Here is a 23418-nt window from a genome sequence, read left to right as displayed (position 1 = left end):
ACCCATTGAACATATCATGGCACGATTGGTTGGATTTTTTTAATTATAGTTCGAGATTTTCCTTTTTCCGAGAAAAAATGGTAGTTCCAATACTTGCCAGCACCACGCACAAGACCGAGATCCATTGATTGATACTAAGGTATTCTTGCAGGAATATCAATCCTGAAAGTGCCCCAAAAGCTGGCTGAAGACTGGTGAGGATGCTGAAGGTCTTGGCTGGCAACCTTCCCAAGGCCATCATGTCTAGTGAAAACGGTAATGCCGAGGATAATATGGCTACGAGAAGTCCTATAGAAAACTGACCCATATTGATATGCAATATCGCACCATCCATCAAGGCAAATGGCAGGATAAAAACCGTTGCGATCATCATTCCGGTGGTAACGGCCTGTTTGCCTTCCATCACTTTGGAAAGTTTGGCTCCCATCAGGATATATACCGCCCAAAATACGCCGGCTAATAAGGCTAAGCCTAATCCTAATGGATCTATTCCATTGCTTTTCCAAGGAACGATCAATAAAATCCCAGTCAATGCCAGTAAGGCCCAAATGACATCGGTCCATTTTTTAGATAAAGCGAAGGCAAGGAACAATGGCCCTACGAATTCAATGGTAACCCCTAAACCCAAAGGAATCCTTTGGATGGCCATATAGAAAATGAGGTTCATGACCGCGATCCCTACTCCGTATAAGCCACAGTAAAACCATTGTTGTTTATTGAAGGTATGTAGTTTTGGCCTATTGATGGCATAAAGGAGGATGGCCGATAAGCCTATCCTCAAGGTCGTAGTAGCGATTGGACCGATGGCTGGAAACAACTGTTTTGCAAATGATGCTCCTCCTTGCACACAAATCATGGAAAATATCGCTGCAGCAACAGCAACATTGGTATTTCGAATTTTGGCTGACATGGTCAATCGATACTTTTAAATTGACTCCAAAAATAGCCTTTCATTTTATAAAAAGCAGGCGATTGTTGACAATTAATTAGCTAAAGAGTTTCCATATTTAATAATCTTAATCAAAATGTTAAATATAGTTATCGCTACGACACAAAGCTTTTAGATTTAGTAAATTAGACTGGATGATTTATTTTCATCTAAAGAAAATGAACGCTTAATCACAAAGCAATGGCATTAAAACCGATTATTATCTCCTTTCTTTTATTTCTATATAGTTTGGTGGCCTTTTCCCAAGCCCAAAAGAGATATACCGGAACTATCTATTCGAGCGACAGTACTTTGCTGATCAAGAATGTGGATGTCATGAATCAAAGAACCAAACAGATGCTACGTTCGGATTTTGATGGTTCTTTTGGAATTGATGCTCGCCCTTCTGATAGCATTACCTTTGTACATCCCCACTGGAACCGGTTCAGCATCTTGGCGGAAGAGCTTGAAGAAAATGTTTTTCTGCAGAAAAAAGCCATTGTGATTGATGAGGTCGTGGTTATGGGGAACACAAAGGCAGCAAAGCTGAAAGAGCTGCAAAGCATGAAAAATGATCTCAATGTAAAAGGTGGTTTATACTATTCAGGGAACCCTCCTTGGCAGCTGCTCTTGCCTTTTGGTATGCCTACCATTACTTATTTCTATGAAAAATTCAGCAAAGCAGGCCGGAATGCCAGAAGATTTGAGGAGTTTATGCAGCAGGAGATCCATAATATGGAGGTTGACCAGATCTTCAATAAGGCAACCATCAGCGATATCATTCCCATGGAAGATGAAGAGCTAGAGCTCTTTATGGTCGCATACCGTCCCGACTTTGAGGTCGCCCAATATTGGACCACGTATGACTTGCATGTGTATGTCAAAAAATATTACAAAGAATTTAAGGAAAAGAATGATGCTGAAAGATTGATTCTAAAGTAGTTTAGGGCTTTAGACGGAGTTTCTTTTCGGTAAAGATTCAAATGCATATTTATATAAAAATCACAAATAATTTCTTTTAGTTAACTCGTTTAGCTAACTTGCCAATGCTTTAGGGGTGTCTGCGTTAAATGCAGGCTGAGATTTTACCCTTACAACCTGATCTAGATCATACTAGCGTAGGGAAAAGTAAAATATCATTCATGGGTGCGTCCTGCACTTAGAGTAGATATTCCTAAAGCATTAATGCTTAAATAATAATTCAGGAATGCTACTTATTATCAATAATCAGACGAAACAGTACAAGAAGTCTCCTTTGAGCTTGGAGGAATTAATGGAATTGGAGCTGAAAGGCAAGACCAAAGGTGTTGCTATTGCGCTAAACTACCAAGTCATCCCAAGGAACAATTGGGCTGATACCTTATTGACTGATAACGATTCTATCCTAATCATAACCGCAACTCAAGGCGGATAACCCTTAAATTTTTGAAGACATGACAGAGCAAAAGATTACGACCCATCCTTTTCCAAATTCCAAAAAGGTATTTATTCCAGGAAACCTTCATCCCATCCAAGTTGCGATGCGGGAAATTTCCCTAAGCCCAACTAAATTGAGCAATGGTGGTTTGGAAATAAATCCAGCAGTTACGATCTATGATACTTCGGGTCCTTATACGGATGTGAGCTGTGAAATCGATATCCGAAAAGGATTGGAAAGGATCAGGGATCAGTGGATTCTAGATAGAAATGATGTCGAAATTTTAGAGGGCATCAGTTCAGCGTATGGACAGAAAAGATTACATGACTCGAGTTTAGATGATTTGCGCTTCGCTTACAACCATAGACCCAAAAGAGCTGCTGTAGGACAAAATGTAACCCAGTTACACTATGCTAAAAAAGGGATCATCACAGCGGAAATGGAATATGTTGCCATTCGCGAGAATCAAAGAATAGAACAATTGCAGGCCGCTACAAAAGGAATGGCTGATCAACATAAAGGCGAAAGTTTTGGTGCCAATACGCCGAAATTAATTACGCCAGAGTTTGTACGGGATGAAATAGCCGCAGGAAGGGCCATTATCCCCAATAACATCAACCATCCTGAAAGTGAGCCAATGATCATTGGGCGAAACTTCTTAGTGAAGATCAATGCTAACATCGGTAATAGTGCTGTCAGTTCAAGTATTGAGGAGGAAGTTGAAAAAGCAGTTTGGGCATGCCGTTGGGGTGCTGACACCATCATGGACCTTTCGACTGGTAAGAACATACATGAAACCCGCGAGTGGATAATTAGAAATTCTCCTGTTCCAATCGGAACGGTGCCGATATACCAGGCTTTGGAAAAGGTAAAGGGAGTTCCTGAGGATTTGACTTGGGAGATTTTTAAAGATACGTTGATTGAACAGGCTGAACAAGGGGTATCTTACTTTACCATCCATGCAGGTGTTTTGTTGAGGTATATCCATTTAACGGCAAAAAGGGTGACAGGGATAGTTTCTAGAGGTGGTTCTATCATGGCAAAATGGTGCTTGTACCATCATAAGGAAAACTTCTTGTATACGCATTTTGAGGAAATCTGCGAAATCATGAAACAATACGATGTTGCCTTTTCTTTAGGTGATGGGCTTAGACCGGGTTCTATTGCGGATGCCAATGATGCGGCTCAATTTGCAGAGCTGGAAACCCTTGGCGAACTCACCAAAATAGCTTGGAAGCATGATGTCCAGGTCATGATCGAAGGGCCAGGACACGTTCCTATGCACATGATCAAAGAGAACATGGAAAAGCAATTGGAAGAGTGTGATGAGGCCCCATTCTATACTTTAGGCCCTCTCACAACTGATATTGCACCAGGATATGACCATATCACCTCTGCCATCGGCGCTGCTATGATCGGTTGGTACGGCTGCGCAATGCTGTGCTATGTGACTCCGAAAGAGCATTTAGGACTGCCTAACAAAAAAGACGTTAAGGATGGTGTAATCACCTATAAACTTGCTGCCCACGCTGCTGATTTAGCGAAAGGACATCCGGGAGCCCAATACAGGGATAATGCGTTGAGCAAAGCAAGGTTTGAATTCAGATGGGAAGATCAATTTAATCTTTCCTTGGATCCAGATACCGCTAGGGAATTTCATGATGAGACCTTACCTGCTGATGCTGCAAAGGTGGCCCATTTCTGTTCGATGTGTGGTCCTAAATTCTGTTCAATGAAAATTACCCAAGAGATCAGGGAAGCGACCGAGGAAGGGATGTTGGAAAAATCGAAGGAATTTATTGAAAGCGGAAAAGAAATATACTTATGATCATAGTAGTCTCTCCAAACAGCAATTATCCGAATGAGCCTCTTCATGTCAACAACATGTTGGACAATGGTCTAGAGCTCTTCCATTTCCGTAAATACGGATCTTCGGATGAACTTGCTTTGGAGTATTTGGACAATATTGATGTTTGTCAACGAAGAAAAATTGTGCTCCACTCCCACCATCATCTTGCCAGCGAGTTTACTGATATTGAACGCTTGCACTTCAATAGTTATGACCGCATGCGGGAAAAGCAAATGGAGTTTAATGGAAATTTCAGGCTTTCAACTTCTACACATTCCATCCAAGAGTTCAATGAGTTGAAAAAGACCTGGTCTTATGCATTTTTAAGTCCCATATTCCAGAGTATCTCAAAGCCTGGACATGGTGTGGAGAATAGTGTATTTGAGGATATTGAACTTAAGGACAATGCGAACGTGGACTTAATTGGCTTGGGTGGCATTGAGTATCAAAATATGGAACGAGTATTAGCAAAAGGATCTAATGGAATTGCATTGTTAGGTTCTATTTGGAATCAGATCGATCCGACTGATTATTTGATCACTTGTAATAAAAAACTAGCATTATGGAAGGCGGAACAGCAATGAAAGTAAACTTAAGTCGAATACAATACATTTCTGATGGGTTGACTTTCTCCGAACAGGAGCGAAACATCAGTAATGCCTTGGACTCAGGCATAAATTGGATACAGCTCAGGTGGAAACATGGTTCTGAGAAGGAGCTTTATCAACTAGCTGAATCAACTCGAAAACGCAGTGAAAGCTATAATTCAACCTTTATCATCAATGATCATTTGCAACTGGCAAAAGACCTCGATGCAGATGGAATACACCTTGGGCTGGACGATGAGTCCATTCAAACAGCTCGCGCAATGCTAGGTAATGAAAAGATCATTGGTGGGACGGCTAACAACTTTCAGGATGTTCTGCAAAGGAGCCAAGAAGGATGTGATTACATCGGGCTAGGGCCATTAAGATTTACTTCTACAAAACAGAAGCTCAGTCCGGTCTTAGGTTTCTCAGGATACAGTGAAATCATCAATAGACTAAATGTGAAAAATATCCCATACCCCCCAATTTATGCTATTGGAGGGATAATAGAGCAAGATTTACAGGAATTACTGCTTGCAGGAGTTTATGGTGTGGCTGTATCCAGCCTCATTCAGAATGATCCTTCTGCAGCCTCAAGAATGAATCAATTTTATATTCAAGATTATGTTGAAAATAGCAGATAAAACATTTCAATCCAGACTTTTCTTAGGATCTGGAAAGTTTGGTGACCTCTCTCAAATGGAGGAAGCTATCTTAGTTTCACAAACTGAATTGGTGACCTTGGCTTTAAAAAGGGTGGATCACCAATCCGAAGAGGACACTTTACTGAATTCTTTGTCATTACCTCAAGTGGATCTTCTCCCCAATACCTCGGGAGCAAGAAATGCAAAAGAAGCGATCTTTGCAGCCCAACTAGCGAGAGAGGCATTTGAAACCAATTGGATCAAATTGGAAATCCATCCTGACCCACGATATCTGATGCCGGATCCGATAGAAACGTTGATAGCCACGGAAGCATTGGCAAAGCAAGGCTTTATCATCATGCCTTATATTCATGCGGACCCTGTTTTATGTAAAAAATTGGAAGATGCCGGCAGCTCTGTGGTCATGCCTTTGGGCTCTCCGATTGGTAGTAATAAGGGATTAAAAACCATTGACTTTTTAGAGATCATCATCGAGCAGAGCCGAGTACCTGTTGTCGTTGATGCTGGAATAGGCACACCTTCTGATGCCGCACAGGCAATGGAAATCGGTGCAGATGCCGTATTGGTGAATACGGCTATTGCTACAGCTTCTAATCCTATTAAGATGGCGGAAGCGTTTAGATTGGCTGTTATTGCGGGTAGAATGGCTTATGAGTCCGGATTGGCGAGTAAAAGCTACAATGCGAATCCATCTTCTCCACTAACTAGCTTCTTAATGGATAAATAACAAAATGGACATCAAAGAAACCTTAAACCAATACGATTGGAAAGAGATCAAAAAGCTACTTGAAAATTGCAGAACATCGGATGTTGAAGCATCACTAAATAGACCTAAAAGGTCGGTCATCGACTTTCTTAATTTGATATCTCCTGCTGCAGAACCTTTCTTGGAACAGATGGCACAGCTGAGCAATCAGCTCACGCAACAGCGTTTTGGCAAGACCATCCAACTCTATGCGCCGCTATACCTCAGTAATGAATGCCAGAATATTTGTACTTACTGTGGATTCAGTATGGATAACAAAATAAAGCGAAGGACCTTGAGCAATTCTGAAATTATCTTGGAAGCAATGGCATTAAAGGATATGGGCATAAACCATGTCTTATTAGTATCTGGAGAAGCAAATAAGACCGTGGAAATCCAATATTTCCTGAATGCCATCAGCTTATTGAAACCATTCTTTTCTAATATTTCCATTGAGGTCCAACCCTTATCCGAAGAAGAGTACCTGATGCTCCATCAAGCAGGCGTGCATTCCGTGTTGGTTTATCAAGAAACTTATCATGAAGAGGTTTATAAAGTATATCATCCAAAAGGTAAAAAGTCCAATTTCAACTTCCGGTTAGAAACACCAGACCGCATTGGTTCAGCAGGAATCCATAAAATCGGATTAGGAGTATTATTAGGTTTGGAAGACTGGAGAATCGACAGCTTCTTCAATGCAGTTCATTTGGATTACTTACAGCAACGCTATTGGAAAACGAAATACTCCGTTTCATTTCCTCGCTTGCGACCAGCTGAAGGCATCATTGAACCTAACTTTGTTATGGAGGATCGCCATTTATTACAATTGATCTGCGCCTATCGAATCTGGAATCCAGACCTAGAGATATCGATCTCTACTCGCGAAAGCGAAAACTTCAGGGACCATGTCATCGCTTTGGGAGCAACAACCATGAGTGCTGCTTCAAAGACTAATCCAGGTGGATATGCTGTTGATCCACAATCACTGGAACAATTTGAGATTTCTGATGAGCGAAGTATGGAAGAAATTAAAAACAGGATAAAAGCCAAAGGATATGACCCAGTCATGAAAGATTGGGATTCTTGTTTTTCTGAGAATTTCAGTCCTTCAAATGTCAGCCATGGATAAAGAATTCAGCCGCTATAGTAGACAAATATTTATGGAGGAAGTTTCCATTGAAGGCCAACGGAAAATCGGAAATTCAAGAGTTCTCGTGATTGGTGCAGGTGGATTGGGCTCGCCAGTTCTTCAATACTTGGCGGCTGCAGGTGTAGGAAATTTGGCAGTAATTGACTTTGATTTACTTGAAATCCATAATTTAAACCGACAAATCATCCACCAAGAGGCTTTCATTGGGCAACCTAAGGTCGAAAGTGCAGCCTCTTTTGTCCAACAACTCAATTCGGGAATTTCTTTCACCCCAATAAACGAAAAACTCACAACCGATAACATCGAAAACATCCTTTCTGAATATGACATCATCGTGGATGGTTCAGACAATTTCGAAACTCGGTATTTAGTAAATGACCACTGTATCAAAATGGGTAAAACCCTCGTATATGGAAGCATATTCTCCTTCGAAGGTCAGGTAGCTGTTTTCAATTATGAGGGCAGCAAAAACTTAAGGGATATATTCCCAAGTCCTCCCAATCCGGAGGATGTGCAGAACTGCGACCAATTTGGAGTATTGGGTGCATTAGCTGGTATCACGGGGACCATGATGGCGATGCTAACTCTGAAAGTCATCCTTGGAATCAATGTACCTTTCAATCAACTGACCATTATCGATAGCAAAAATTGGAACTTTAACCAACTCAGATATTAAAGACAGTAATTAGTGTGACAATTAATTAAGAACAGGTAGGCAGGTAAAACCCTGCCTAACCTTGTCCTAAACTAATATAACCTAACTTAAACTCAACTACTTCTTTAAAACCACAGTCTGCCCCAAGGAAAATACATTCCTCGAATAATTGGGATCTTGCAACTTGGTTTGTCCATTTAATCGCACCACAACATGGTATTCGCCTGCTTCCTCTGGAATATCAAAAACAAAAGATGTGGCTTCTTCCTCAATCGTATGGTTGAAAACCGTGATGTGCTTGGTAGGTCCGATCACCTTATTCACTTCCAAAGCCACTTTAAGGGGCCTTTCAATTTCAGCAGGAATCTGTTGCGGAATTTGCCAAGTCAATCGAACCTTATTGGTTCCTGCCGCTTCAGACTTTAAATTCTGTACCGTCGGGAGGCTTGGACCTTCCTTCATTTCATAATCATTTTTTCGGCATGCGCAGATGCTCAATACGAGCAGGATGCCTAAGATATATCTTTTCATAACTTATTTCTTAATAACCAGGATTCTGTTTATAGGAACCTTTGGACCAGTTCATCTGCTGTTGCGGAATCGGCAAATATTCATCCCTTCCAGCAACAAAACGACCTTGATTGTACCAATCAAATCTTCCCTTCTCCTTATTGATAAAAGCATTCATGGTTTCAGAAAGTAAACCCCAACGGAGCAAATCAAAAAACCTCCTACCCTCATTGGCTAGCTCTAACCTGTTTTCCCAAATAATAGCCTTTTTCAGGTTTTCCTTGTTTAGGGTAAAGTTTACTCCAGGTTTATACTCCTCAATCTTATAGTCCATCCATAAGGTTCCATCAGCTTTTTTTAATCGGTTAAGGCTCGTGGCAGCCCTAGCCCTAATCCTGTTCACCAGGTTCAAGGATTCCTGCAGCTGTCCCTGCTTCATCAGTATTTCGGCCTTCCAGAGTAAAACCTCAGCATACCTGATCTCTTTTTTGTTCATCGAATTATAGATATAGAATGGCTTGAACAGACAGTTACAATTTGGATCCACCTGCTCTTTCATCGAATTGAAAAAGCCATATTGAAATGGTGCTCTAGAGCCCGACTCTTGATAAAGAATCGCATTGTTATACTTCCAAGGATAGCCAGGTATTGCTGCCGTATGACCTAAGCGTGGATCAAAAGAATGCTGTTTAAAGTAATCCTTGTACTTATCCCCTTTGAATTCCGTCTGATTGTAATTATCAAAATCAGGAACCCCAGTCTTATCAGTCTTAAAGGCATTGATCATGGTATAAGAAACCTTATGGAAATCACAGCAACTGAAATATGGCGACCACCAAGGCGCATTCAGCTCATCCCCTCGGTTCACACGACCATCTGTAGTCCCATCATCAATGGAATATTGGATTTCCCATAGCGATTCCTTGGTGGCATTATCAAACTCCGGCAAGAAATTATTGGCAAAATCAGGCTCTAGATCAAACTGACTTTTATCCTTAGTCATAATTGTATTGATATGATCAAGAGAACGTTGAAGGGTCTGTTTATTGATATTGACAACCTTATGCTGATCATTCTGCTCATACGCTCTAAATAGCAAAGCTTTAGCTGCAAAGGCATGCGCCGCATAACGGGTAGGCCTTCCTTTATCAGTTTGGGTTTCTGGAAGCACTTTCGCCGCATCCTCAAAATCCTTTATGATCCTATCCCATAAACCCAGGTCATTCTTCATCGAATCAGGTCGATTAGAGATTCCTTCAACGACCACCGCATCATTAGGCACCGTTTCGTCAATAAAAGGGATATATTTCCAGCGCAACTTCATCCCCAAATAGATCCAACTCCTTAAAAATTTCATCTCTGCAATCCTGGAATCCCTTTGCTCATAAGCTGCAGGATCGATCTCATTCAAGAGACGAATTGCTGTATTACACCGGCTGATGCCCACATAACCCAAGTACCAAGGACCATCATTATTCCCGATATTGGAGGTTACTGCTGTAAAGATTTCCATTTCGTACCATGGAGCTTGGTCACCCAATCCTCCTCCACCTTTGTAAGCATCATCAGAACGGACACTTTGGATCCATGGAGCATGCGTCGTCCCATATCCCAAGCCCGGCATGGAAGCATAGGCTGCTACCACAAAATTATCGATAAGCTCAGGTTTTGAAACCTGCTCTTCGGATAAGACCCCTTTAGGTTTCACTTCCAAAAAATCTGAACAGGAAGAAAACAAAAAGAGCGTCATTAAAACTGATATTATAGATTTTATTTTTTTCATGACAAGAAGTTTAGAATGAAACATTTAATCCGAAATACAAAGAGAGTGGCATAGGATAACCCGTTCCTGGGTTTTCAGGGTCCATACCCGTGAATTTATCCTCACCCCATGTTTTCTTGATGGCAAATAAGTTCTGCGCAGTGACATAGAACCTCAGGTTACTCAATTTGATTTTCTCCACTACCGAAGTCGGAAGCGTATAACCAATGTTCAGATTTCTCAGCTTGACATAGGAACCATCCTCAACGAAATAACTCGAGAAGCGCCTTTCTCCATTGGCATCCCGCCTTGACAAGGCTGGAATATCTGAATCCGGATTAGTCGGCGACCAAGCATCCAAAATCCTACTGGGGTGATTTCGGTCATTTTGGACACCAATATTCCAGAAATCGCTCAGCTCCTTCCAGGAATTCCGAACCGAATTCCCAAATACACCCTGCAAGAAAAAGCTAAAGTCAAAATTCTTATAAGCAGCTTCAAAGTTCAATCCTGCCGCCAATTTCGGATCACTCACCCCGATCCAGGTCCTATCAAAAACCTCATTGATCACCCCATCACCATCCAAATCCTTATAACGGATCCTTCCCACGCCTTTACCCGGCTGAATCGGACCGTTATCCACCTCCTCTTGCGATTTATAGATTCCATCAGCAACCAGTCCATACATCGAATTCAATGGCCTCCCAACAATATTGTCCAGCAATCCATTTCCACCAAAGGCATACTTCACGTTCTCCGGCAAGGAATTAACCTGATGTTTATAGGTCGATATATTTCCGGATACCGCATACCTGAAATCATCTTTGCTCACTGCCCAAGTCAATTGGGCTTCGATTCCTTTATTGGTCATGTTTGCAGAATTGATCCAGCGATATCCACCTTCGCCCAATGCCGCTATATATGGCGGCTCAAACAGCATCCCTGTGGTTTTCTTGTTGAACCAATCCAAGGAGCCATACAACCTATTCTGTAAAAAAGTGAAATCTACTCCGACATTGGTTTGTGTCGTAGTCTCCCATTTCAAGTCAGGATTACCGAGACTAGCCCTACGGAATCCAGAAGGGATATTACCGGTCTCATTTCCACCGATGGCATAAGAAGTACCATTGATGTCGGTCACATAAATATTCACTAGCTTGCCTGAATTCAAGGGTTCCGAATTACCATTTTGACCCCAGCTTGCTCTAAACTTCAAATCGTCTATCCAGGCCACATCCTTCATGAATTCCTCGTTCTTCATCCTCCAGCCGACTGAGAAGGAAGGGAAATTTCCGAAACGATAATTCTTGCCAAAGACCGAAGAACCGTCCCGACGGAAAGTAACCGAAGCCAAGTATTTATCTGCAAAAACATAGTTAGCTTTTGAAAAATAAGAAAGCATGGTCCTTTCATTTCCTCCTCCATTAAATGTCCTTTGCTCGCCAGTGGCGGTAGATAAATAGGCATAATCGCGGTCCTCCAAAAGCAGTCCGGAACGATATCCACTCATGCTTTCATTCAAGAATTTAAAGGCCTCAATACCCACCAACACATCCAAGTGATGCTCTCCAGTAGCGATATTGTACAATAAGGTATTGGTCCAGGTCTGCCCCAAGTCATGCCAGTTATTCTGGCTTACCCCATTGATAGTCCCAGCTTTACCCCCTGCCTCTTGCCATTTCTTGTCAATTTTCCGATCATACCACATGCTATAATCCACTCCAAACTGAGACCTAAAGGTCAGGTTATGGATGATTTCTGCCGATAGATAGGCAGAACCCAGCACTTTCAAAAAATTACCGGTATTATCCTTGTTCAATTCCATATCGCGAATTGGGTTGGCAAAATCATCCATTCCCAAAGGCATTGCTACACCGCCCCAAGCGCCGTCATTCGCATAAACAGGTATATTTGGCGGCATGACCAAAAGACCATAGGTACTGTTGACATCCCGCATCCTCAGATTGGTCAGCGTGAGGTTCTCACCTATTTTCACTCTCCCATCAAAAAGTTCGTATTCATTGTTCATCCGTGCAGCCAATCTCCTGAAGAAGGATGTGATCTGCGTACCTTCATTATTGTAATAGTTCACCGAGAAGAAACTAGTGGAGTTCTCGGTCCCCGAAGTAATGGATACCTGATGATTTTGTTGGAAACCGGTCCGCATCCCTTCGTTGAACCAATTGGTATTTGCCGAAGGCATCGTCTTGGCATCATTCAGCCACTCAATTGGTTTTACGGAATTCAATACCGGAATCCCTTGCGCATTTACGGTCCAATCATAATTGTAATACCTGACAGCCGCCGTTGGATCATCGCCATCATTGACGGTTGCTTGCCACAGCGCCCTACCATATTCCTCTGCATTCAACATCTGCGGAACATTCCCAGGGTTATTCACCGCAGCATAAGCTTCATAAGTAACCTTGGCTTTGCCCTTGATGCCTTTTCGGGTCGTTACCAAAATAACCCCACCTGCTGCCCTAGAACCATAAATGGAAGCTGAAGAGGCATCTTTCAAAAACTGTATGCTCTCAATATCATTTGGATTGATGTCTCTTAGGTTGATGGATACCGGTTGCCCATCCAAAACGATCAATGGAGGTGAAGAATTAAAGGAGGTAATCCCTCTAAACTGGATCCCTACATTTTCTGCTGGGTTCCCGTCGGTCGTCACCCTTACCCCCGGTACTTTGCCTTGCAAGGAACGCATCACATTGGCACTGGGGTTGTTGACAAAATCTTCCCGCTTCACGACCGATACCGCACCCGTCAGATCAGCCTTGCGCTGGGTCATATACCCCGTTACCAATACTTCCTCTACCCCTAATTCATCTTTTTCTAAAATAATTTTACCCGCCTGAGCGATGGGTACATCCTGGCGTTTAAAACCAATGGCAGTGACCCTGATCTGGGTACTGCTCCCGATTTCTAGCGAAAACTCCCCGTTCTCTCCAGTCGCTGTTTTCTTCCCTGTAGGAAGTGCCGCCACTGTCGCCGCAACGATAGGCACGCCTTCCTTGTCGATTACTTGGCCAGTTAGCATTCCTGCCTGAGCATGTACTTCTCCCATGCTCAGCAGTTGGAACCAAAAATAGAGGACAAAGAGCCCCGATATTCGGTGTTTTTTCCATGAAAAATAAGTCATAACAATAAGTTTAATCGATTAAGCAACTAAGTAACAACAAGACTATTGGCACTTAGTAAAAAAAATATTAATTAGAAATTCAGTTTATAATGAATACAAGTTTAGTGCTTAACCGATTAAGTTCCAAATTAATTTAAAATATTTTAGTTCTTAATTAATTTGGAACACTCTTCCGTAACAAAATCTCAGGAAATTTCGAACTAATCCTCTCGGGACCCATCGTCAGCCATTCGGACTACCTTAGGATGAAATGAAGCAATGACATCAACCAATTCTTTTTGGGCATCCATGACCTCATGGATGTTCTTATAAGCCATTGGCGCTTCATCCAAATCAGCTCCGATCAAGCTGATCCCTAAATCCTCCAATCGCTTGTTCAAATCCTTTCGGGACAAGGTCTTTATCGCTTGGGTACGGCTCATCAATCGTCCAGCCCCATGTGAAGCCGAATTGATAGCCTCTTCCTCCCCTCTACCGCGGACCAAGAAACCAGGTGCAGCCATCGATCCCGGGATAATCCCCATCACACCCTTTGCCGCTGGCGTAGCACCTTTTCGGTGAACGATCAGCTCCTCGCCTTTCCACATCTCCTTCCATGCAAAGTTATGGTGGTTTTCCACCTTCGTCAATCGTACGGCCCCCAATTCCGAAAGCACCTTTTCATGGATCACCCCATGACAGGCCGATGCATAATCCCCCGCTAAGTTCATGGCCAACCAATACTCTTGCCCTTCAGCAGAATCCAAGTCGAAATAGCCCAAATGCTTCGCCTCATGAGGAAGTTTACAGACCTGCATCGCCAATTTGGTATAGTGATTGGCAATCATTGCTCCCAAACCTCGAGAACCAGAATGCGTCAACAAAGCCAGATATTCCCCTTTTGGAATCCCCAACTCCTGATCCGTCTCCTTAAATTCCATGATCCCAAATTCCACAAAGTGATTTCCACCACCAGAAGATCCCAACTGAATCCAAGCCTTATCCTTTAATTGCTTCACAAAAGGGTTGGCCTCAAACTGCTCGTTTTCAAAGACCTCATGATCTAGGCGCTCATGTTTCAAAAAACCGTTGCCAGCACCAAATCGAGTGGTTTTCAGCAAGATCTTTTTCAGCTCGTCACGATGGGTATCCACATAGCTAGCCGGAAGATCAAAAATAGAAAGGGCCATACGGCAACCGATATCCACACCGACACCATAAGGAATGACCGCATTTTTCGTTCCCAAAACGCCACCAATAGGCAATCCATAGCCTTGGTGAGCATCAGGCATCAGCGCACCAGCAACTGTTACAGGCAATTTCATCGCCGTTTTCATTTGTTTCATAGCGCCATCCTCAATATGCTCCGCGCCATATACTTCATACGGCAGCTCCTCCGTTTTCAAGGGAACATTGTATTTCTCCAATTCTTCTATATTCAACAGGGCAAAGGATAGCGGTGAAAATATGGCGTCTTCGGCAAAGGCTTTTGGATCATCCAACACTGCTTTGAACTTCTCCAACATTTCCTCCTTTGTAAAGCCTAATCGCTTCTTATTGATCTTCAGCGCCACACCAATGGCTAAATTCTCTTTATATCCTAAGGCAACTAAATCATTGCCATTTATTCTTTTATTTTCCATCTTTCTTTAATTTAACAAATAATGAGCATTTAATAAATCTGCAGGGCCTTATTGCCCTGCAGGGCTTCCTATTTATTCAAGAACAATTGTTTCAATTGATCCACGATCTGACCGTTTCCAGAAACGGAAATCGTATTGATCTTGTCCGCAATCTTCTCCACATACTCCATTTCCTTCAATCGGAACAACATCGCATTCTCTTCCAAAAGCTTCGCGGTATTCAACAAACTTCTTGTCGAGGCCGTTTCTTCCCTTCTGGTAATGATGTTCGCTTGAGCTTTCTTCTCAGCAACCAACACTTGGTTCATAATATCCTTGATTTCACCCGGAAGGATAATATCCTTGATACCCATGGAAATCAATTCAATTCCCAATCGCTGAACCGACCTTTTCGCTTCCTCCAAGATCACCTTAGCGATCGCATCCTTATTCTCCAACAATCCATCAAATGTTTGGTCAGATACATAGGTTCTCACGATCATCTGCATCAAAACATATAAATGACTTTCAAAAGATTGGTTTTCCAACAAGGCCATCTTGATATCTTCAACTTGATATTGGAAACCGATATTCAATCGGATCTGAACCTTGTCCTTAGTCAAGATCTCTTGACCTGGAATCTCCATATACAAGGCTCTTTTATCCACGATGGAAACCTGAACCACATCCGCATTTTTCCAGAAGAAGTATTCGCCAGCCATCAATTCTCGCTCAAACTTACCATTCACAAAAAGCAAAGCTCCTTGAAACTCTTCAATCTGATATCTGCTCACATAAGCTTTGAACAAGTCTTTCCTTAAATAAACTTTGTTGATGCTCGCTGGCACCTCCAAGGTTTCCATATTCTCGATTTGGAATTCCAAATCGTCCAATCCTTTCCAGAACACATGTCTTCCGGCATTCAATAAGCCTACAAAGTTCTTGTTCTTGAACATCAAAGCGATCTCATTGTCCAAAACCTCAACGATTTCCACCAATTCTTCAAATCCAGGTATAGTCAACAAAACATCTAGATGATGAGCAACCTTGAATGGATCCGCCATATCATAGCGCTCTAGGGACTCCCCAAAGCCTAACCAGTATTTCCCTTCAGTCACAACCCTTTTCACAGCATTGTTTTTGATGATCAATCCTACTTCGTTTCTGTTAATTAATACCTTTTTCATTTTTTTATTTATTTAATTTCTACACTCATTCATTTAATCCTAAAAAGCTATTGCCAACCGTTCATTGGTCCAGACCGGAACTTTAGGGTAGTCCTAGGCCATCCAGCGATCTTGTCTTTCCGCCCAAGAAGAACAGGTCTTCCAGACTTTCAAGTACAATTCTCCTTTGGTCTAGGTCTAGCAAAAAATTGCAAAGATCTTTTCCAACTGTTTTTGGCATTATATGCCTCCAACCGAACCATTGGCAATAAGCTTTTGATCTTTTTAGAGAAGACCTAAACTCGTCCAGCGTGTTTTACCACGGAATGCATCGTGTGAGGATGTTATTGGTCCTATTTCAACCAATGGTTTGTTATTCTAGCCATTTGAATTATCCTGGAAACCAGGAGCAGGATTCGAACCTGCACTGCAAACAATTAACCCATAGACCCATCTCATAATCAGTATACTCCATCCTACCGGATAAGCACTAGCCTGCCATACAGAAACAGGACACCAGGATTACGATTTGATCTCTACAGATTATATATCCTTTCGGACATATATCGTATAAAAAGCTTATCGCTTGTTTAATCAAAGAACATTTGTCATACCCGACAATACAAAGGTGTGCATGGTACTACGCAGTACTAATGCGCAATAAAAAATAATTACATATTTTTAAATATTAAATAGATAATAACCTGATTTACAAATCAATAATTTTACATTTTTAAAATAATATTTTTACGGATTCGTATTACTACGCAGATACTTTGCGCAGATACCTTTTATTAACTATCTTTATATTAACCAAAAGGGAAAGGAAATCCATGTCTACAAACAAACTTGCACTCATTCGATACAAAATCATTGACCAATGCCTTCAACAAACCCATCGGAAATGGACGTTAGAAGACTTGATAGAAAAGGTTTCGGAAGCACTTTATGAGTTGGAAGGAATCAATAGTGGGGTCAGCAAAAGGACTATACAGGGTGACATCCAATTGATGCGGAGCAATAAACTAGGTTATAACGCTCCCATCGTGGTCAAAGACCGTCGATATTATAGCTATGAAGATCCGAACTACAGCATCAGCAATTCCCCTATTTCTTCCATGGACATGGAAAAAATGAAAGAAGCCGTCGATGTCTTGAAACATTTGAATGGCTTTACCTTTTTCGAGGAAATGAGCGATATGATCGTCCGTTTGGAGAGCCATTTATATGCATCTAAGGGAGAAGGGAAATCCATCGTACAACTAGAAGCCAACCCCTTATTAAAAGGATTGAAATGGATCACCCCACTTTATCAAGCTATAAAGGATGAAAACCCGGTTTTGATCAAGTACAAATCATTCAAGTCAAAACAGCCCACTGTGGAGGTATACAGTCCCTATCTTTTAAAGGAATATAGAAACCGCTGGTTCCTTATTTGTTGCAAAAAGAACCAATCCAGCCTGATCACTTTGGCGCTAGACCGGATTGCAGAAATTGATATGATGGCCAAAAATGGTTTCCAACCTTATGAAGGGGTCGACTTCGAACGATACTTTGCAGACACTATTGGGGTCACCAAATCTGCAAAAGACCGTGGACAGAAGGTTATTCTACTGATAAATGCTGCAAATGCGCCTTATGTAGAGACCAAACCATTACACAGTTCACAACAGATCCTAAAAAAACATGAGGATGGTTCCATCACGATCCGGATTGATGTGACACTGAATCTTGAATTAGAACGCGAGATATTGGGTTTCGGTGAATGCATCAAGGTATTGACACCAAAAAGCTTAGAAAAACGGATACTTTACCGACACTATAAGGCGTTAAATCAATACGCCAAGGCCCAGATCATAAGAGAAGATAAGGAACAGCAGAAACAGGTTGATAAATAATGATATAACTCACTTTATTCTCCATACTGTGAATAATGCTTAAATTTAGCCTACTATTTTAGACAGATATGAAAAAAGCTCCGAATACTGAGCAAAAGTCCAGAAAGGTCACTTCTGGACCCCTACGCGAAAAGGCAAGAACGATGAATAAAATCGTCAATGCCGTCGGAAAAGTATTAAAAAAACATGGCTATCCTGGATTGACCATTGCAAATATTGCTGCAGAAGCAAAAGTAGACCGTAAATTGATCTACACCTATTTCGATAATTTGGACAACTTGGTGGAGCTGTATATCGAGAAAAGGGATTATTGGAAAACCAAGGCCAAATCCACTATTTCCAAATTGTTGGGCCAGGAAATCATTCAGGATGACGAGATGTTCGCCCTCTTGCAAGGACAATTTAATGCTGTTCTTAACGACGAAATCCTACAGCGCATCCTACAATGGGAACTTTCTGAAAACAAGGAAATCCTCCGCAAATTAGCCGATAGCCGCGAGGAAATTGGAGCCGAGCTCATCCGTAAATACGAAAAGAGCCGTCCCAATAGCGATGTCGATACCTGTGCCATCCTTGCACTACAGACAGCAGGTTTATATTACCTTGCCCTTCACGCAAAAACGAACGGAAGTACTTTCTGCGGTCTTGACCTCAATACCGAGCAAGACCAAGAACGTGTTTCAGCAGCACTTAGAGAAATACTGACAAAGACGCAAACATGAAAAGAATCATCGAAATAGATCAAAATTTAAGCTTGAAAGCGATCGTAGAGAGTGATGCCATCCGGATGTTCAATATCATCAACAGCCAAAGGGAATATCTTGGCGAATGGCTCCCTTTCGTACAGTTCACCAACAAAGTGGAAGACAGCAAAGGTTTTGTTGAAATGGCGATGCTCAGCCGAAAGCTTAAAAAAGATTATGTCTATAAGATCTGTTTCGATGACCGTATGATTGGCTTGATCGGCACAAAGGAGACCGATCTACTGAACAAAAACACAGAAATTGGCTATTGGCTCTCCCAAGAATTCCAAAATCAGGGTATCATGACCCGCTCGGTGGAAGCCCTGATCCAAGAGCTTTTTGAAGAACTTAAGCTAGAACGCATCCAGATCTGTTGTGCAATCGGCAACGAAAAAAGCATCAATATCCCCAAAAGACTGGGCTTTAAACTCGAAGGGACAAAGAGAAATGGCGAATGGATGGGCAACTTCCAGTTTAGGGACCTCTTGGTCTTCAGCAGGCTGAAATCAGATAAACCATAAGTTTAGGAAAACTAAAAGCTATTCCTGCTCCTCCGAAAATTTCACGGTTCAAACGTTCATGCAGGACGTGCTCTTACCCAAGCTTTACTCTCGTTCGAGGCATATTCGGAAAATTCAAAATGTGTCTCGAATAAAACCCAATTAAAATCAACATAATATTGCAAAAAAAAGGTAGGATATAAAACAAGGGCAGCTCAAAAAATGAACTGCCCTTTTAAATTTTGGTTTAGTATTACCTATCTATTGTTTTGCTTTTTTGCTTCCTTCATCGGGTTGCTTTCTGCCGATTGACCCCGAGCAGTGCGGCCATTCTGTTGGTACAATTCAAACCTGGAAGGTTGCGATGTTCTCGGCCATGCATTATTGGACTCATCTATATCCGCAGTTTCACGGTATGGATCCAATTGGATGGAGGCAACTTGCTTGCTCTTGGCAAATACTTTCGTAGCTTCATTTTCATCCATTCTCCAGATATAAGCAGGTACTTGATCGATTTCCTTGCTTCCGTCGGTGAAAGTCCATTCTATGATCAATGGCATCACCAATCCACCATTGTTCTTGAAGTTCAACTCATAGAATGTCGTCTTACCATTAAAGATGTCTTTTTCTTTATCGGTTAGCTTATTATAGAATTCTTGGTAGCTTGCCTCATCTGCTGGTTTAACCGCAAAACGATCCCATTTATTATAGAAATCCAAAAGAGAGGTATCCTTATCCACCAAGAAAGCCATATTTTCTTCCATGTTTCTTTGGCGTGTAATACTGTTTAGGTCTTTTTCAAAAGCATCTTTTTTCTCTTGTTGCGTTTTCTTAGGGTCAGCTCCACTCATTCTATATTGAGTCACATTATCCAATGAAATTTCAACCGGGTCCGTTCCAAAGAACCAACCTCTCCAGAACCAGTCAAGGTCTACCGCTGAAGCATCTTCCATAGTACGGAAAAAGTCTGCTGGTGTAGGATGTTTAAATTCCCATCTCCTTGCGTATTCCTTGAAGGCATAGTCAAAGAGCTCACGTCCCATCACGGTCTCTCTCAAGATGTTCAATGCAGTTGCTGGTTTAGCATAAGCGTTTGGTCCAAATTGGACAATGTTTTCAGAGTTGGTCATGATAGGCTCCAATTGGTCTTTTGGAAGCTTCATGTAATCCACGATCTTGTAGGCAGGACCACGACGGGAAGGAAAATCCTTGTCCCACTCCTGTTCAGTCAAATACTGAAGGAAGGTATTCAAGCCTTCATCCATCCAAGTCCATTGACGCTCATCTGAATTGACGATCATCGGGAAGAAGTTATGGCCTACTTCGTGGATAATTACCCCGATCATCCCATATTTCACCGCCTCAGTATAGGTACCGTCTTCATCTGCACGACCATAGTTGAAACAGATCATCGGATATTCCATACCATTTGCAGCTTCTACAGAGATAGCTACCGGATAAGGATAAGGGATAGAGAATTTAGAATAAGTTTTTAAGGTATGCGCAACTACCTTAGTAGAATATTTACGGTATAGCGGATAGGCTTCAGGACCATAATAAGACATGGCCATAGGCTGGTTTCCTGGAATACCTTCATTGACCCGCAGAGCATCCCAGATCAAGCGACGGGACGTTACGAATGCAAAATCACGTACATTCTTAGCTTCATATACCCAAGTTTTCTTGGCGGTCGATTTCTGTTGGATCGCTTTGTTTGCTTCCTCTAGGGTCACGATCTCAACCGGTTCTTTCGATTGCTGGGCCTGTTTCCACCTACCTAGTTGAGCAGCGCTCAATACCTGTGCATAGTTTTGGCATTCACCGGTAGCACCAACCACATGGTCAGCTGGAACGGTGATATTCACTTTATAATCGCCGAAAACTAAAGCAAACTCCCCTCTTCCTGTAAACTGCTTGTTTTGCCAGCCTTGGAAATCGGAATAGACTGCCATTCGTGGAAACCACTGTGCTATGGTATATAAGTTATTGTCATCTTTAGCAAAATGCTCAAATCCACCACGTCCACCTTCTACCATACGATCAGAGATCTTATAATCCCAATCAATTTTCAGGACGAATTTAGCCCCCGGTTTCAATGCTGTAGGAAGATCGATACGCATCATGGTATAATTGATGGTATATTTCAAAGCCTTGTTGGCACCATCGGTAACCTTATGGATATTGACGCCAAATCCTTTTTTCTCTGGAACCAAGGATTTCAGCTCTCCGATAGACATTTTCTCCCTTAAGCTGCTTTGGTCGAAACGTTTATTTTCAGCATTATCTGCATGCTCATTCTCATCCAATTGAATCCATAAATAAGTCAGGGGATCAGGAGAATTGTTGGTGTAGGTGATCGTTTCCGATCCTTTCAGTACCCGATTGACATCATCCACCTCCACATCAATCACATAATCCGCCTTCTGCTGCCAATACATGGAACCTGGCGCACCAGATGCCGTTCGGAAGATATTCGGATCCGTCAAAAGGTTTCCCAATTGCTCGAACTTATTCCCATGGTTGGACCCTGGGTTATGCTGCATCTGCGCGTGGGCAGAATATATGCTTGCCGAACCTATCAGGGCCAGGCAAATGGTTTTGATTAATTTTGAATATAATTTCATAATGGAATACGTTCAAGTGCCATAATAAAGGAGATCCCGATCACTGCCGATGAAAGGAAAAAGCTCCAATCGCGGTTGCTGACCGCAAAAATCTTCAGCATCAGTTCCGACAACAGAATAACAAAAAATACGATGATCAGTTGTCCAAACTCCAGACCTATATTAAAGGACAACAATGGAAGGACAATATTCGCCTCCTGCCCTAATAAAGATTGCAAGTAATTTGAAAATCCAAGACCATGGATCAGTCCAAAGAACAAGGTCATTGCATACAGGACATAAGGACTGCGCTGTTTTCTTCTTTTTGGGAGATTATAGAAAGCAGTAGCCAGAATGGTAACTGGAATCAAGAATTCTACCCAAGCGGTATCCACCCTTACTATTTTGAAAGCGGCCAGTGCCAAGGTGATGGAGTGTCCGACGGTAAAAGCGGTTACCAGCCAAAGGATTTTCTTCCAATCTTTAAGCGTATAACTACAACATAATACGAGGACAAACAGAATGTGGTCGTAACCGGTCAAGTCTAAGATATGCTGCCAACCAAGTTGAAAATAGATAGAAAAATCGCTCATTAATTAGGTCTTGTAATAATAACATAGCAAAATTAATATTATTTTAACATAGACAAACGGATTTACTAATTTTAAGCAATTTTGCACATAATTGTTGCAAAAAGTCTAGAGCATGGATTGGAAGAAATTAAAATTAGGATTGTTGTTAATTGGGGTTTTTAGTGCTTTAATTGCCTTTGCGCATCCTTTTTATGTCAGCATTACCTCTGTCGACTTCAACCTGAGCAAAAAACGGGTAGAGGTTTCCTGTCGATTGTTTTATGATGACCTGGAAGTAGCCTTGAAAAACCAATTGGGTCAACACATAGATGTGATCCACCCAAAAAACAAGGCGGCAGCAGATTCTGCTATATCGAAATATATCCGTCAAAACTTCAAGATCAATGTCAACAATCAACCGCGTAACCTCCGTTATGTAGGCTATGAAATCGAGGAAGATGTAGCCTGGTGTTATTTAGAGGTCAGCGATGTTGCTGCCATCAGCAAATTGGACATCGTCAACCAGCTGCTGTTTAAGGACTTCAAGAACCAATCGAACATCATGCACATCAAAGTCAACAACACTAAAAAAAGCACCAAACTCGACAATCCTAAACGGACAGCCAGTTTCACATTCTAAAATTATTTAGTTTTTGGGATTTAGGGTCAGGAGAATACGAACCCTCTAGAAACACAAAATGCTTTTTTCTCAAAAAGCACGTCTAATTTAATTTGTTTTGGTTTTGTAGAAGGGTTAACTTTTCTTGTTAACACTTCTAGTTTGTGGGCTTGGTTGGTTTCCGATAAACCCTACATTCGTCACATAGAATGAAAATGGGTTCTGGATCATTTTTTCTTTTTTACTTCTTTCTTTTTTAATCATATTATTACCTTTCTTTTATTGTTTGCTAGTAATATA

20 protein-coding genes and 1 riboswitch are annotated in these 23418 nt (G+C 41.7%); of the genes, 12 read left to right on the top strand and 8 right to left on the bottom strand.

Going from position 1 to position 23418, the window contains the following annotated elements; genetic code table 11:
- Window positions 1-43 precede the first annotated feature (43 nt).
- On the bottom strand, window positions 44-910 hold the full coding sequence (locus ACK2WI_RS09945; protein ID WP_313368625.1) for an EamA family transporter: 867 nt from the start codon (window positions 908-910) through the stop codon (window positions 44-46).
- A gap of 219 nt (window positions 911-1129) precedes the next feature.
- Between ACK2WI_RS09945 and ACK2WI_RS09940 the strand changes: the two genes are divergently transcribed.
- The 8 genes from ACK2WI_RS09940 (at window position 1130) to ACK2WI_RS09905 (ending at window position 8017) form a co-directional block, all read left to right on the top strand.
- Window positions 1130-1870, top strand: a complete 741-nt coding sequence (locus ACK2WI_RS09940) for a hypothetical protein (RefSeq protein ID WP_312698001.1) — start codon at window positions 1130-1132, stop codon at window positions 1868-1870.
- Window positions 1871-1971: 101 nt separating this feature from the next.
- Window positions 1972-2070: riboswitch (TPP riboswitch) on the top strand.
- Between the two features lie 65 nt (window positions 2071-2135).
- Window positions 2136-2342, top strand: a complete 207-nt coding sequence (gene thiS / locus ACK2WI_RS09935; RefSeq protein ID WP_093095208.1) for a sulfur carrier protein ThiS — start codon at window positions 2136-2138, stop codon at window positions 2340-2342.
- A gap of 19 nt (window positions 2343-2361) precedes the next feature.
- Window positions 2362-4173 (top strand): phosphomethylpyrimidine synthase ThiC, encoded by a 1812-nt coding sequence (thiC, locus tag ACK2WI_RS09930; RefSeq protein WP_409150612.1) that lies wholly within the window; start codon window positions 2362-2364, stop codon window positions 4171-4173.
- A complete protein-coding gene (locus ACK2WI_RS09925) occupies window positions 4170-4778 on the top strand; it encodes a thiamine phosphate synthase (RefSeq protein WP_312698004.1) in 609 nt (202 codons plus the stop codon). The genes thiC and ACK2WI_RS09925 overlap by 4 nt, the downstream gene beginning before the upstream one ends.
- Window positions 4757-5425, top strand: coding sequence for a thiamine phosphate synthase (thiE, locus tag ACK2WI_RS09920; protein WP_409150610.1), 669 nt, complete (start codon window positions 4757-4759; stop codon window positions 5423-5425). Before ACK2WI_RS09925 ends, thiE begins: the two co-directional genes overlap by 22 nt.
- Window positions 5406-6173, top strand: a complete 768-nt coding sequence (locus tag ACK2WI_RS09915) for a thiazole synthase (RefSeq protein WP_093095203.1) — start codon at window positions 5406-5408, stop codon at window positions 6171-6173. The genes thiE and ACK2WI_RS09915 overlap by 20 nt, the downstream gene beginning before the upstream one ends.
- A gap of 4 nt (window positions 6174-6177) precedes the next feature.
- Entirely contained in the window at window positions 6178-7320 is a 1143-nt protein-coding gene (gene thiH, locus ACK2WI_RS09910) for a 2-iminoacetate synthase ThiH (protein WP_409150608.1), read from the top strand.
- A complete protein-coding gene (locus ACK2WI_RS09905; protein ID WP_409150607.1) occupies window positions 7313-8017 on the top strand; it encodes a HesA/MoeB/ThiF family protein in 705 nt (234 codons plus the stop codon). The genes thiH and ACK2WI_RS09905 overlap by 8 nt, the downstream gene beginning before the upstream one ends.
- A 96-nt stretch (window positions 8018-8113) precedes the next feature.
- Here ACK2WI_RS09905 and ACK2WI_RS09900 read toward each other — a convergent pair whose 3' ends face one another.
- The 5 genes from ACK2WI_RS09900 to ACK2WI_RS09880 form a co-directional block, all read right to left on the bottom strand.
- Window positions 8114-8527, bottom strand: coding sequence for a DUF4945 domain-containing protein (locus tag ACK2WI_RS09900; RefSeq protein WP_409150606.1), 414 nt, complete (start codon window positions 8525-8527; stop codon window positions 8114-8116).
- A 10-nt stretch (window positions 8528-8537) separates the two neighbouring features.
- The gene (locus ACK2WI_RS09895) at window positions 8538-10289 is read right to left on the bottom strand and encodes a RagB/SusD family nutrient uptake outer membrane protein (RefSeq protein WP_409150605.1); all 1752 of its coding nucleotides are present in this window, start codon (window positions 10287-10289) and stop codon (window positions 8538-8540) included.
- 10 nt (window positions 10290-10299) lie between these two features.
- A complete protein-coding gene (locus ACK2WI_RS09890) occupies window positions 10300-13416 on the bottom strand; it encodes a SusC/RagA family TonB-linked outer membrane protein (RefSeq protein WP_409150604.1) in 3117 nt (1038 codons plus the stop codon).
- Between the two features lie 200 nt (window positions 13417-13616).
- Entirely contained in the window at window positions 13617-15038 is a 1422-nt protein-coding gene (locus tag ACK2WI_RS09885; protein WP_409150602.1) for an RtcB family protein, read from the bottom strand.
- A gap of 68 nt (window positions 15039-15106) precedes the next feature.
- Entirely contained in the window at window positions 15107-16204 is a 1098-nt protein-coding gene (locus ACK2WI_RS09880) for a slipin family protein (protein ID WP_409150600.1), read from the bottom strand.
- An 812-nt stretch (window positions 16205-17016) separates the two neighbouring features.
- Here ACK2WI_RS09880 and ACK2WI_RS09875 point away from each other — a divergent pair.
- The 3 genes from ACK2WI_RS09875 to ACK2WI_RS09865 all read left to right on the top strand — a co-directional run bounded on the left by ACK2WI_RS09875 (window position 17017) and on the right by ACK2WI_RS09865 (window position 19345).
- Entirely contained in the window at window positions 17017-18081 is a 1065-nt protein-coding gene (locus tag ACK2WI_RS09875; protein ID WP_409150599.1) for a helix-turn-helix transcriptional regulator, read from the top strand.
- Window positions 18082-18149: 68 nt separating this feature from the next.
- On the top strand, window positions 18150-18803 hold the full coding sequence (locus ACK2WI_RS09870; protein ID WP_409150597.1) for a TetR/AcrR family transcriptional regulator: 654 nt from the start codon (window positions 18150-18152) through the stop codon (window positions 18801-18803).
- Window positions 18800-19345, top strand: coding sequence for a GNAT family N-acetyltransferase (locus ACK2WI_RS09865; RefSeq protein WP_093095187.1), 546 nt, complete (start codon window positions 18800-18802; stop codon window positions 19343-19345). Before ACK2WI_RS09870 ends, ACK2WI_RS09865 begins: the two co-directional genes overlap by 4 nt.
- A gap of 236 nt (window positions 19346-19581) precedes the next feature.
- On the opposite strand, the gene ACK2WI_RS09860 is transcribed toward ACK2WI_RS09865, so the two are convergent.
- Window positions 19582-21948: a M1 family metallopeptidase gene (locus ACK2WI_RS09860; protein WP_409150595.1), complete on the bottom strand. Its 2367-nt coding sequence runs from the start codon at window positions 21946-21948 to the stop codon at window positions 19582-19584.
- On the bottom strand, window positions 21945-22520 hold the full coding sequence (locus tag ACK2WI_RS09855; RefSeq protein ID WP_185211509.1) for a HupE/UreJ family protein: 576 nt from the start codon (window positions 22518-22520) through the stop codon (window positions 21945-21947). Before ACK2WI_RS09855 ends, ACK2WI_RS09860 begins: the two co-directional genes overlap by 4 nt.
- Window positions 22521-22632: 112 nt before the next feature.
- Here ACK2WI_RS09855 and ACK2WI_RS09850 point away from each other — a divergent pair, with 112 nt between their 5' ends.
- Window positions 22633-23139: a DUF6702 family protein gene (locus ACK2WI_RS09850; RefSeq protein WP_409150593.1), complete on the top strand. Its 507-nt coding sequence runs from the start codon at window positions 22633-22635 to the stop codon at window positions 23137-23139.
- Window positions 23140-23418: the final 279 nt, after the last annotated feature.

Source organism: Sphingobacterium sp. BS-2, assembly GCF_046161205.1.
Lineage (GTDB): Bacteria > Bacteroidota > Bacteroidia > Sphingobacteriales > Sphingobacteriaceae > Sphingobacterium > Sphingobacterium mizutaii.
The sequence above is the reverse complement of the archived record's forward strand: the minus strand, read 5'-3'. Positions and strand labels throughout refer to the sequence as shown.